Source organism: Kribbella sp. NPDC050281 (assembly GCF_040655855.1).
Classification (GTDB): domain Bacteria; phylum Actinomycetota; class Actinomycetes; order Propionibacteriales; family Kribbellaceae; genus Kribbella.
On the sequence record NZ_JBFAKS010000033.1, the window covers coordinates 13666 to 25546 of the forward strand.

The following is an 11881-nucleotide window of genomic DNA, read 5'->3' on the forward strand; positions in this document are numbered from 1 at the left end:
TGCGCGGCGGCCGACGTTCGGGAGAGTCGCCGACGACATCGCGATCGCTTATGTTCGTTCGCCGGCGGGGGTCAGGCGCAGGACGCGGGCTGAGGGCTCGAGGGTGTTGGTGGTGATGCTGAGTCCGTCGTCGGTCCAGGTGTAGGTCCAGTCGCCGAGGTCAGTGGGGAAGTGGGGGGCAATGCTCGAGGGTGGGATCGGGAGGGTGATGGCGGACGGGCCGGGACCGCGGTGCCACAGAGTCAGATAGGAGGTGTCGGGGCCGTTGAGTGCAAGGGCGATCCACTCATCGGTCCAGGCCGGGAGTCCGAGTGGCCATGCGGGGACGAGTGTGTGCAGATCGCCAAGTACGGCGCGATGGGCGGTCAGGGCGGACTGGACGAGGTCGAGCTCGGCCGGTGTCATGCGGTTGAGGTGACCTGTCAGGTAGAGGCGGCCGGGGATGCCGTTGACGAGGGCGAAGGTGAACTCCTCGCGGGTGGTGCCGGTGATCGGGTAGGCCCAGTGGCCGGCTTGTTCGGGGCGTACGGCGGCGGGGGCGGCGGCGGTGATCGGTGCGTAGAGCAACGGATGTTCCTGGTCGGACGTCGACTGCAGATGAAGGCGGGACAGCATGGCGTAGTCCATCCGCATCGCGCCCGAGGCGCAGTTCTCGATCAGCAGGTCCGGGTGGCGTGTGTGGAGGCCGTCGAGCCAGTCGAGCAGCGCCCGTTGGTGTTCGAGCAGTCCATGGCCGAGCGACGTACCGCCCTTGTCGGTGCCTGGGCCGGTCATCGTGTTGTTGTCGAACTTGAAGAAGCCGATGCCGAAGTCGGACACCAAGCGGTCGACCGTGTCGTCGAGATGCTTGCGGGCGGCTGTGCTGCGGAGGTCGAGCAGGTAGCGACCGGACTCGGCGACCCTAACGCCGCGGCGGGTGAGGAAGGCTTCGTCGGGGAGTTCGCGTGCGATCGGTGAGCGGACGCCGATCACCTCGGGTTCGAGCCAGAGGCCTGGGACCATGCCGCGTTGGTGGATCCGGTCGATCACCTCGGCAAGCCCCTTCGGGAAGCGAGTCGTTGACGGTTGCCATGCGCCGACGGTGTTCCACCAGTCGCCGTCGGCGTACCAGCCGGCGTCGATGCAGAAGTAGTCCGCCCCGACGTCCGCGGCCGCGTCGATCAGCGGCAGGAGTTTCTCTGTCGTCGGGTCGCCGACGAGGGTGTTCATGTAGTCGTTGAAGATCACCGGCATCCGGTCGTCGATCGGACGCCGGTTCCGTACGGCGCGGCGTTGCCGGGTGAGTGCGGCGAACACACTGTCTCGATCCGTTCCGGCGACGAGTGAGACGGGCACCGTCGTGAACGGCTTGTCGGCTGTGAGCTCGACACTCCATTGATGTTCCTGGTCGGTGGGGCCGCTGAGCAGCAAGTAGCCGCCACGCCGGGTCTCGCCGATCTCGTAGTGCCACGGCCCGTTGTGCTCGATCTGCCAGCCGAGGGCGTACGGCGTACCCGACTCGACCAGGACACCGACGGGCAGCCGCTCTCCGCTCGACCATGAGCCGGTGTTGGTCACCGCATCACGGCTTCGGGCGACGTGATGATGCGGATCGCGGACGATGTTCGCCAGAGCCTCAGCGCGCAGTGGTCGGCTTGACCACCGGTTCTCCGCCATCCAGCTGTTGGCGGCGGAATACAGCTCGGCGTCGATCGACGCCAGGCCGACGACCAGCGACGACAGGAAGGTGAGCTCGAGCGTGCCCGGGCCGGTCATCGAGGCTTCGGACCAGGCGCGCACGCCGGTGTGGGCTTCGAACACAGTCGTGACGCGCAGACCCGTGGTGGGCTCCTCCTGGATGATCCGCAACGTGCCGTCGCCTTCTTCGTGACGGACGTAGCCCAACTGTTGGCCGAGACTGGTGTCGACGTGCCGGTTGGTGCTCGGCGAGAGTCCGTGCCCGACGGCAGACACCTCGACCAACGGCTGGCTCGGAACTAGATCATCGCGGTCTGGCCGGGAGGCTTCGCGGACGCCGATCAGTCGCACCGGACCGTTGTCGAGAGCGAAGGTCAGTGTGAGCTCAGGGCTGCTCCAGCGCAGGAGATTCATCCACAGGTCTCGTTTCGTCGTCGGTTCGGCGGCGGGTCTCGAGGAGGTAGTCCTCGACCGTGAACAGGTGGGCTGCCATCCGGATCCGGGCCCGATCGGGGTCGTGCGCCGTCAGCGCGGCGAGGATCGAGAGGTGTTCCCCGTGGGCGGTCTCGTCGGCGCCCGGTTGGGTGATCGATCGGCGCAGCCGGTCGCGCATCGTTCGTCCACCCAGCGCGTTGATCAGTGCCGCCAGCACCGGGTTGTCGGCCGCGTCCGCGATGATGCGGTGGAAGGCGATGTCGTTCTCGATCACCGTCTCGTGATTGGGTTCGTCGTGCCTCAGTTCGGCCTCGTTGTTGCGCAACAGTTCGGCCGCGGCCTCGAGGTCGGCCGGCGCGATCTGTTGCGCCGCGAGGGCAGCCGCCTCGGTCTCGAGGACCCGTCGTACCGCGTGCAGATGGTGCGTTCCGCTGCCGTCCTGCAGGTCGACGACGAATCCGATCGGTGCGAGCAGCATCGACGGATCGAGCTTGGTGACGTAGGTGCCGTCGCCTTGCCGGGTCTCGAGAACTCCCATCATCGACAGCGCGCGGACCCCCTCGCGCAGCGGGTTTCTGGACACGCCGAGTGCCGTGGCGAGGTCCTTCTCGACCGGAAGCCGGTCGCCGGACCGGAGCCGGCCGTCGATGATCATCTGCCGGATGCCCTCGATGACGACATCGGTCTGGGAGGTGCCGGGTGTACGAGCTTTCTCGACCACCTTGCCGGGGGTCATGGTCGTGGGTCTCGTTCCGTGCCGGCCGACCAGTAGACGCCGTCCGGGAACCGATAGGTCTGAAGTGACTCCCTGTGCATCTCGGCACTGTAACCGGGCGCGGCCGGAAGCACGTACGCACCGTCGCGGATCACACAGGGGTCGACGAAGTGTTCGTGCAGGTGGTCGACGTACTCGGTGACGCGGCGGTCGAGGCTGCCCGATACGGCCACGTAGTCGAAGATCGCGAGGTGCTGGACGAGTTCGCACAGACCGACGCCACCCGCGTGTGGGCAGACCGGCACGTCGAACAACGCGGCGAGAAGGTAGACCGCGAGTACTTCGTTGACGCTGCCGAGGCGGGCTGCGTCGAGCTGGCAGTAGTCGATGGCGCCGGCCTGGAACATCTGCTTGAAGAGCACCCGGTTCATCCCGTGCTCGCCGGTGGCGACGCCGATGGGCGCGACGGCCTTGCGGATCGCGGCGTGACCGAGGATGTCGTCGGGACTGGTCGGTTCCTCGATCCACAGCGGGTCGAACTCGGCCAGCGCCTTGACCCATTCGATCGCCTGCGGCACGTCCCACACCTGGTTCGCGTCGATCATCAGGTGACCGTCCGGCCCGAGGACCTCGCGGGCGATGCCGCAGCGCCGGATGTCGTCGTCCAGATCGGCGCCCACCTTGAGTTTGACGTGTTTGTAGCCTGCGGCAACGGCTTCCTCGCAGAGCCTGCGCAGCTTGGCGTCGGAGTATCCGAGCCATCCGGCGGAGGTGGTGTAGCACGGGTAGCCCGATGCCTCGAGTTCCTCGATTCGTTGCTTGCGGCCCGATTCTTGCTGCTTCAGCAGGGTGACCGCTTGCTCCGGTGTCAGTACGTCGGTGAGATACCGCAGGTCCGCGGCCTCGACGAGTTGTTCGGGCGACATGCCGGACAGCAGACGCCACAGTGGTACGCCGGCCCGTCGGGCGGCCAGATCCCACACCGCGTTCATGACCGCGGCCAGGGCCAGATGGATGATTCCCTTGTCCGGACCGAGCCATCGCAACTGACTGTCCGACTGTAGCTCCCGGTAGATCGCGCCGGGGTGTTCGCACAGTTCGTCGACAGACCGGCCGATCAGTGGCTCGGCGCGCTGAGCGGCGGCGGCGACGCACAGGTCGTTGCCACGCCCGATGGTGAAGGTGAAGCCGTGCCCGGCGAGATCCGGGTCCTCGGTGTGCAGGACGACGTACGCCGCGGAGTAGTCGCCGTCCTTGTTCATCGCGTCGGATCCGTCCTGGGTCAGCGAGGTCGGGAAGCGGACGTCGATGACCTCCACCGAGGTGATGCGCGGCATGGCTGGGCCCTCACGATCAGCGATAGATGGGATCTTTCTTCAGCTTTGATGCCGTTCAGTATGGACCAACGTCCGAGCGAGCCGCTACGATCCCGGAAATTCATAGGATTAATACCTCGTCGTCTCGACGGAGGACAGTGGTATGGGCAACCTGGTGGGCTCGAACCGCTCCGGCACGCAGTGGCTGTTCTACGACCGGCCGGCCGCAACGTGGCTGGAGGCATTGCCGCTCGGCAACGGGCGGATCGGTGCGATGTGCTTCGGTGGTATCGGCAGGGATCGGATCGGACTGAACGACGAGACGTTGTGGTCGGGCAGCCCCGAGACCGCTCGGTCGTTGTCGACCCCGCTCGGTGCGACCGGCGCCGACGCCGTACAGGCTGTGCACGACGCGCTGAGGGCGGGCGACATTCGCCGGGCCCACGAGTTGGCCCGCGGTTTTCACTCCGGCTACTCGCAGGCGTACCTGCCGCTGGGCGACCTCCTGCTCGAGGTTCGCGTCGCCGGCGCCACACCTGCTGCCGCCGATAGCGAGCAGTATCGCCGGGAACTTGATCTCGACGCCGCGATGGCCACGGCGGAATTCGAGATCGGGGGAGTCGCGGTTCGGCAAGAGGTCTTCGTCAGCGCGCCGGACGGTGTACTGGTCCACCAAATGAGCGCATCCGAGCCGGTACTCGCGCTGACGTGCCGGCTGGCCTCGCAGTTGCCGTCGCGTCCATACGCAGTCGAGAACGGGCTCGGACTACTCCTGCAGGCTCCAGCCGATGTCGCTCCTCCCCACCGCGACGTGCCGCAGCCGATCCGGTACTCCGACGACGAGGATCGCGGCATGGCAGCCGCCATCGCGTTGCGCACCGCGACCGATGGCGAGATCTCTGCGAGTGGTTCTGAGCTCGCTGTCGAAGGTGCAACAGAAATCAGCCTGATCCTCTCGACCGCTACTGGCTACGACGGTCCGTTCACGGCGCCGGCGCGGACGGCGGAGGAGTGCTGGTTCGCCGCGGATCAGACCGTGCTGGCGGCACTTGAGCGGGAGTACGACGAGCTCGTGACCGATCATCAGAGGGATCACCGGCGGCTGTTTCGTCGTGCATCGCTCGAGCTGGCTGGATCGGCGGAGCATTCGGAGCTGCCGACCGATGTGCGGGTGGCCCGGGCAGTCGAGGTCGAGGACCCTGCCTTGGCTGCGTTGATCTTCAATTACGGCCGCTACCTGATGGTCGCGAGTTCGCGACCAGGTGGTCTGCCGACCAATCTGCAGGGCATCTGGAACGACATCCTGCGGCCGCCGTGGAGTTCGAACTTCACGGTCAACATCAACACCGAGATGAACTACTGGCCGGCGGAGACGACCAACCTGCCGGAGTGCCACGAACCGCTGCTGAGGTATATCGATCAGCTTGCCCAGGCGGGGCGTCGTACGGCTCGCGAGCGGTACGGCTGCGGCGGTTGGACCGCGCACCACAACGCCGACGCTTGGTGCTGGACCCTGCCTGTCGAGGGTGATCCGCGGTGGTCGAACTGGCCGATGGCCGGCGCATGGCTCGCCCGTCATCTATGGGACCACTACGAGTTCACCGGCGATCTGGAGTTCCTCGGCGAGTCGTGGCGCGTACTGCGGGGCGCGGCGGAGTTCTGCCTCGACTGGTTGGTCGAGTTGCCGGACGGCACGCTCGGTACGGCGCCGTCGACGTCGCCGGAGAACGACTACATCGCCGACGATGGACTGCCCGCGTCGGTGACCCGGTCGGCGACCATGGACCTGGCCCTCATCTCGGACCTCTTCCAGCGCGTCGAACAAGCCGCCGAACTGCTCGATGTCGTCGACCCCCTTGTCGCTGAGCTCTCCACCGCCCGCAAGCGACTGCCCGAGCCACCGATCGGTGCCCGAGGACAGTTGCAGGAGTGGGCGGCGGACCTCCCCGAAGAAGCTCCCCATCACCGGCACATGTCGCACCTGGTCGGACTCCATCCGGGCGATGCGATCACGCCGGACCGCACGCCGGTCCTCGCGGCCGCGGCAGCGCGGACGCTGGACTTGCGGGGTGACGAGGCCACCGGCTGGTCGCTCGCGTGGAAGATCAATCTGCGCGCACGCCTTCGCGATGCAGCAGCCGCGCACCGTCTGGTCCGGGCGTTCCTGAGGCCCGCGGACGACACGGCGACGGGGCGACCTGGCAGCGGCGCGGGCGTCTACCCGAACTTGTTCTGTGCTCATCCGCCGTTCCAGATCGACGGGAACTTCGGTGCGACGGCGGGAATCGCCGAGATGCTGCTGCAGAGTCACAGCGGCGAGATCGAATTGCTGCCGGCGCTGCCTGCCGAATGGCCGAGCGGGCGGGTGACGGGCCTGAGGGCTCGCGGCGGAGTCACCGTCGACATTGCGTGGACACCGAGCGGCGTCGAAGCAGTCCTGACCGCTGATCGGGACCAGGAGCGGGTCGTACGCCGCGGCGGCGATCGGATGCCGGTCAGATTGACGGCCGGCGTCGGTCACCGCGTGAGCTCGAGTTGATCGCCGGTTCGGACGAGGAGGTTTCATGGCAACCCTGACAACCATCCGGCCACCGGCCGGTGAGACACCAGCTCGGCCCAGGCGACAGCGGCGGGAGCGCCCCGGGATCAAGGGGCTGCGGCGCAGTCTTCAACGCCACTGGACGCTGTACCTGCTGATGGTCGTGCCGCTGATCTGGTTCGCGGTCTTCAAGTACATCCCGATGTCGAACGCGGTCTTGGCGTTCAAGAGTTTCAACGTGACCAAGGGCATCTGGGGAAGCCCGTGGGTCGGGTGGCAGAACTTCGATCTGTTCTTCCACAACCCGGTGTTCTGGACCCTGGTGAAGAACACCTTCATCCTGTCGGTCTACACCGTCGCGGCCAGCTTCCCGATCGCGATCATCCTCGCGCTGGCACTCAACGAGATCCGCCTCGGCCTGTTCAAGCGAACCGTCCAGCTGGTCACGTACGCGCCGTACTTCATCTCGACCGTGGTGGTCGTGTCGATGACGATCCTGGTGCTGTCGCCGCGCCTCGGAATCGTCAACGAGGGTCTGGGGTTCTTCGGCGTTCCCGCGATCGACTTCCTCGGGAACCCGGACTACTTCCGGCACATCTATGTCTGGTCCGACGTGTGGCAGACCACCGGGTACTCCGCGGTGATCTACCTGGCCGCGTTGTCCGGCATTGATCCGGCGCTGCACGAGTCGGCCAAGATCGACGGTGCCAGCCGGCTGCAGCGGATCCGGCACGTGGATCTGCCGGGCATCATGCCGACGGCGGTGATCATCCTGGTGCTTGCTGTCGGCAACATCATGGCGATCGGCTTCGAGAAGGCGTTCCTGTTCCAGAACCCGTTGAACCTCAGCCAGTCGGAGATCATCGCGACCTACGTTTACAAGACGGGTCTGCTGAACGCGGACTTCAGCGGCGCCACCGCGGTCGGGCTGTTCAACTCGGTGATCAATCTGGTGCTGCTGCTGATGGTCAACATGATCGCCAAGCGGATCACCGGGAACGGACTGTGGTCATGAGCGCTCAGACCGAAGCGAGAACGTTGCCGGGTAAAAGGGGCGAGCGCCGTGCGGCGCGGGAACGCCGGATCCGCGAGCCGCGGACCGACCGGATCTTCCTGATCTGTGTGTATCTGTTGCTGGCGGTGTTCTTCGCAGTCGTTCTGTTGCCGCTGCTGTACATCGTGGCCAGCTCGTTCAGCAGCCCCGAAGCTGTGTCGTCCGGGCGGGTGTTGCTCTGGCCGGTGGACTTCTCACTGCGCGGGTACCACGCGGTCTTCGCCAACCCGCAGGTCGTGCAGGGGTATCTGAACTCGTTGTTCTACACGGTGGTCGGGACGATCGTCAGCGTCACGATGACGATCGCGATCGCCTATCCGATGTCGCGGCGTACGCTCGTCGGGCGCAATGTCGTGATGACGCTGATCCTGTTCACGATGCTGTTCACCGGCGGCCTGATCCCGACGTACCTGGTGGTTCAATCCGCCGGGCTGCTGGACACCCGGTGGGCGCTGATCATCCCGCAGGCGATCGGGGTCTGGCAGGTCATCATCGCCCGCACCTACTTCCGCACGGCGATTCCCGAGGAACTGGTCGAGGCCGCCGAGCTGGACGGATGCGGTGATCTGCGCTTCCTGTGGTCGGTCGTCATCCCGCTGGCCAAGCCGATGATCGCCGTGGTGGCGCTGATGTACGCGATCATGCAGTGGAATTCGTACTTCGACGCCTTGATCTATCTCAAGAACCCGGACTTGTTCCCGCTGCAGCTGGTCCTGCGCAACATCCTCATCCTCAACACGACCGGCGGTGGAGCAGTCGACGCCTCTGTCGTCATCCAGCGCCAGCAAATGGCCGATCTGCTCAAGTACTCGCTGATCGTGGTCGCGAGCGTGCCGGTCCTGCTGATCTATCCGTTCGTCGCGCGCTACTTCACCAAGGGAATCATGATCGGCGCCGTCAAGGGCTGATCCTCCGCATCACCTCGACCCCTGTGAGGGACCTATGTCTGTTCAGTTCAGAAGGAGGAGGCGTGCCGCGATCGCCGGCATCAGTCTCCTGGCACTCGCACTTGCGGCCTGTTCCGGTGGCGGCTCGGACGACGAGCAGGGCAAACCGTTGCCCACGGTCACCGGGAATCCCGCGGTCACCATCGATGTGTTCGCACCGCAGGCGGCCGATTGGAACCTGGCCACGAACGACTTCACGAAGGTGGTGAAGCAGAAGTTCAACCTGACCCTCAAGTGGCAGAACACGACCTTCGACGGTGGGCCGGCCAAGGAGAAGCGCCAGATCTCCCTGGCCAGTGGTGACTATCCGGACCTGTACCTGCTGATCCCGTGGGTCGACCAGTTCACCCAGGCGGATCTCCTCAAGCTGTCCAACCAGGGCGTCGTCGTACCGCTGAATCAGCTGATCGACCAGTACGCGCCGAACATCAAGAAGGCGCTGGACGCCACCCCGGAGTGGAAGGCGATGGCCACCGCGCCGGACGGCAAGATCTACGGTATGCCGCAGTGGGTGGACTGCTTCCACTGCACCTACCAGGACAAGTTGTGGATGAACTCGACGTGGTTGAAGAAACTCGGCCTCGAGCAGCCGAAGACCACCGAGGACATGCGCAAGGTCCTGCAGGCCTTCAAGACCCAGGACCCCAACGGCAACGGCAAAGCCGATGAGATCGCGCTCAGTGCCGACGTGCGGGACGTGCTGATCCCGTACTTCATGAACGCCTTCATCTACGACCCTCAGGGCACCAGCGGCAACAACCAGTCGACGCTGGTCCTCAACGACGGCAAGGTCGACCTCCAGGCGAACAAGGACGGCTGGCGAGAAGGCCTGAAATACCTGAATTCGCTCTACAAGGAAGGCCTGATCGACAAGGGCGCGTTCACCCAGAACCCGGACGCACTGCAGCAGCAGGGCAACCACGCCGGATCGGTGATTCTCGGTTCCGCGACTGTTCTGCACCCCGGCATCTTCGTCACCACTGGTTCGCCGGACGGACGGGACAAGCAGTACGACGCCGTACCGCCGCTGACCGGTCCGGACGGAGCGAACTTCACCGGCTACAACTTCCCGAGCGCACCGGGTGCCACCTTCGTGCTGACCAGCAAGGCGACACAGGAGGAGCAGATCCAGGCGATCAAGCTGCTCGACTACATGTTCACCGACCAGGGCCAGATCAACGCGTTCTGGGGCACGGAGGGCAAGACCTGGATGAAGCCACAGCCCGGTGACGTCGCGCTCGACAAGTCGCTCAAGCCGATCTACAAGCAGATTCCGCAGAAGCCAGGGGGAACGCCGCCGAACTCGGGCTGGCAGGCGCTGGCTCAGTACAACAACAACGCGACCTATCGGAACTCCGAGGCGATCAGCACCGACCTCTACTCGCAGGCAGGCTATGAGCGCCGTCTGTTCGAGGCAACCAAGCTGTACGCCGGCCACGAGGACAAGGCCATGATCTATCCGTACTGGAAGGTGTGGATCGATCCGACCCTGGCCAACGAGATGGCGACGCTGCAGACCAACATCGAGAGCTACGTGCAGCAGAACGCACTCCAGTTCGTCACCGGCTCGAAGAACATCGACAGCGATTGGGACGCCTACGTCAAGGGTCTCGACGGGCTCGGTCTGAAGCGCTACCTGGAGATCCAGCAGGCCGCCTACGACAAGATGCCCAACAAGTAGATCAACCCTGGACCGGCCGGAGTACGCCGGCCGGTCCACCGTCCTATCGCTGACAAGGAGCGACCAGTGCTGTTCGATGCAACCTTCGAGTCCCTGGCCACGTTCGAATGCCCGGACTGGTTCCGGGACGCGAAGCTCGGTATCTGGTCGCACTGGGGCCCGCAGTCGGTGCCTCGCTACGGTGACTGGTACGCACGGCACATGTATCGGCAAGGCTCTGAGCAGTACCGGTACCACCTGCGGACGTACGGGCACCCGTCGGAGGTCGGGTACAAGGACGTCGTCCGGCAATGGAAGGCGGAGCGCTTCGATCCGGCTGACCTGATGGACCGGTTCGTTGCGGCCGGTGCCCGGTACTTCGTCGCGCAGGCCGTCCATCACGACAATTTCTTCAACTACGAGTCGTCGGTGAACCCCTGGAACTCGGCGAAGGTCGGGCCGGGCAAGGACATCGTGGGCTTGTGGAAAGCCGCCGCCGAGGAGCGTGGACTGCCGTTCGGGATCACCGAGCATCTCGGTGCCGCACTGACCTGGTTCGCGGCCAACAAGGGCAGCGACAAGCACGGGCCGTTGGCCGGTGTGCCGTACGACGGGACCGATCCGGCGTACCGGGATCTCTACCTCGACAACGCCAGGTTTCTTCCGGCGGCGGACACCCCGGTGCAGGACCCGTGGTACGCCCAGGATCCTGCCTGGCACACGTACTGGCTCGAGGCGGTCACCGAGATGATCGACCGGTATCAGCCGGATCTGCTCTACTCCGACGGCCCGCTGCCGTTCGACGAGGGCGAGTACACGTCCGGTTTGACCGCGGTCGCCCACCTGTACAACACCAGTGCGCGGATCCACGGGACCAACCGTGCCGTGTACCAGCAGAAGGACCGCCGGCCTCAGGTGAGCGTGGTCGGTGTGATGGACATCGAGCGCAGTCAGACGCCCGGCATCCACGCGCTGCCATGGCAGACCGACACCTCGGTCGGCGACTGGTTCTACAACGTTCGTGACGTCTACAAGACGGCCGGTCACGTGGTGGAGCTGCTCGTCGACATCGTGTCGAAGAACGGGAACCTCCTGCTCAACGTGCCGCAACTGCCGGACGGATCGCTCGACCTCGAATGCACGCAACTGCTCGACGACCTGGGCGCCTGGATGAAGGTCTGCGGTGAGGGCATCTACGGCACGCGACCCTTCACGGTGTTCGGTGAGGGGCCTTCGAGCGTGATCATCGACGGTTTCACCGAAGACCGGGTGAGTTGGACGAGTTCCGACTACCGGTTCACCCGCCGGGAGAACACGGTGTACGCCTTCCAGTTGGCCTGGCCGGACGACGGGCGTGCCGTGATTCGTAGCCTGGCAGGCGAATCGGTGACTGGTGTCCGTCTGCTCGGCCACGGCGCCGTACCCTTCGAGCACGCCCACGGCATTCTGGTCGTCCGATTGCCTGAGCAGGCGCCGCTCGAGGTCGCCAACTGCCTCGCTCTCGACCTCCACGCCGGCTGAGTCCAATGACATCCAGC

Annotated in this window: 8 protein-coding genes; 5 read left to right on the forward strand and 3 right to left on the reverse strand. The window is 65.4% G+C overall.

Features of this window, described 5'->3' with window-relative positions:
- Window positions 1–48: 48 nt before the first annotated feature.
- Genes AB0I34_RS30335 through AB0I34_RS30345 form a run of 3 tightly spaced genes read right to left on the reverse strand, consistent with a single transcriptional unit; the run spans window position 49 to window position 4164 of the window.
- Window positions 49–2091 carry a glycoside hydrolase family 36 protein gene (locus AB0I34_RS30335; RefSeq protein WP_360451706.1) on the reverse strand — a complete coding sequence of 681 codons (2043 nt, stop codon included), beginning with the start codon at window positions 2089–2091 and terminating at the stop codon, window positions 49–51.
- Window positions 2063–2848 carry an FCD domain-containing protein gene (locus AB0I34_RS30340; protein WP_360451708.1) on the reverse strand — a complete coding sequence of 262 codons (786 nt, stop codon included), beginning with the start codon at window positions 2846–2848 and terminating at the stop codon, window positions 2063–2065. Before AB0I34_RS30340 ends, AB0I34_RS30335 begins: the two co-directional genes overlap by 29 nt.
- Window positions 2845–4164, reverse strand: coding sequence for an L-fuconate dehydratase (locus tag AB0I34_RS30345; protein WP_360451709.1), 1320 nt, complete (start codon window positions 4162–4164; stop codon window positions 2845–2847). The genes AB0I34_RS30340 and AB0I34_RS30345 overlap by 4 nt, the downstream gene beginning before the upstream one ends.
- Window positions 4165–4306: 142 nt before the next feature.
- On the opposite strand from AB0I34_RS30345, the gene AB0I34_RS30350 reads away from it, so the two are divergent.
- The 5 genes from AB0I34_RS30350 (at window position 4307) to AB0I34_RS30370 (ending at window position 11864) form a co-directional block, all read left to right on the forward strand.
- The gene (locus AB0I34_RS30350; protein WP_360451711.1) at window positions 4307–6682 is read left to right on the forward strand and encodes a glycoside hydrolase family 95 protein; all 2376 of its coding nucleotides are present in this window, start codon (window positions 4307–4309) and stop codon (window positions 6680–6682) included.
- A 25-nt stretch (window positions 6683–6707) separates the two neighbouring features.
- The gene (locus AB0I34_RS30355; protein ID WP_360451713.1) at window positions 6708–7697 is read left to right on the forward strand and encodes an ABC transporter permease subunit; all 990 of its coding nucleotides are present in this window, start codon (window positions 6708–6710) and stop codon (window positions 7695–7697) included.
- Complete coding sequence (locus tag AB0I34_RS30360) at window positions 7694–8644, forward strand: carbohydrate ABC transporter permease (RefSeq protein WP_360451715.1); 951 nt, start codon at window positions 7694–7696, stop codon at window positions 8642–8644. Before AB0I34_RS30355 ends, AB0I34_RS30360 begins: the two co-directional genes overlap by 4 nt.
- A gap of 34 nt (window positions 8645–8678) precedes the next feature.
- Window positions 8679–10364: an ABC transporter substrate-binding protein gene (locus AB0I34_RS30365; protein ID WP_360451717.1), complete on the forward strand. Its 1686-nt coding sequence runs from the start codon at window positions 8679–8681 to the stop codon at window positions 10362–10364.
- Between the two features lie 66 nt (window positions 10365–10430).
- Window positions 10431–11864 carry an alpha-L-fucosidase gene (locus AB0I34_RS30370; protein ID WP_360451719.1) on the forward strand — a complete coding sequence of 478 codons (1434 nt, stop codon included), beginning with the start codon at window positions 10431–10433 and terminating at the stop codon, window positions 11862–11864.
- The last annotated feature ends 17 nt before the right edge of the window (window positions 11865–11881 follow it).

Excerpts from the sequence above, each read along its gene's own strand:
- AB0I34_RS30335 (WP_360451706.1), bottom strand. The coding sequence starts at position 2,091 with ATGAATCTCCTGCGCTGGAGCAGCCCTGAGCTCACACTGACCTTCGCT.
- AB0I34_RS30340 (WP_360451708.1), bottom strand. The coding sequence starts at position 2,848 with ATGACCCCCGGCAAGGTGGTCGAGAAAGCTCGTACACCCGGCACCTCC.
- AB0I34_RS30345 (WP_360451709.1), bottom strand. The coding sequence starts at position 4,164 with ATGCCGCGCATCACCTCGGTGGAGGTCATCGACGTCCGCTTCCCGACC.
- AB0I34_RS30350 (WP_360451711.1), top strand. The coding sequence starts at position 4,307 with ATGGGCAACCTGGTGGGCTCGAACCGCTCCGGCACGCAGTGGCTGTTC.
- AB0I34_RS30355 (WP_360451713.1), top strand. The coding sequence starts at position 6,708 with ATGGCAACCCTGACAACCATCCGGCCACCGGCCGGTGAGACACCAGCT.
- AB0I34_RS30360 (WP_360451715.1), top strand. The coding sequence starts at position 7,694 with ATGAGCGCTCAGACCGAAGCGAGAACGTTGCCGGGTAAAAGGGGCGAG.
- AB0I34_RS30365 (WP_360451717.1), top strand. The coding sequence starts at position 8,679 with ATGTCTGTTCAGTTCAGAAGGAGGAGGCGTGCCGCGATCGCCGGCATC.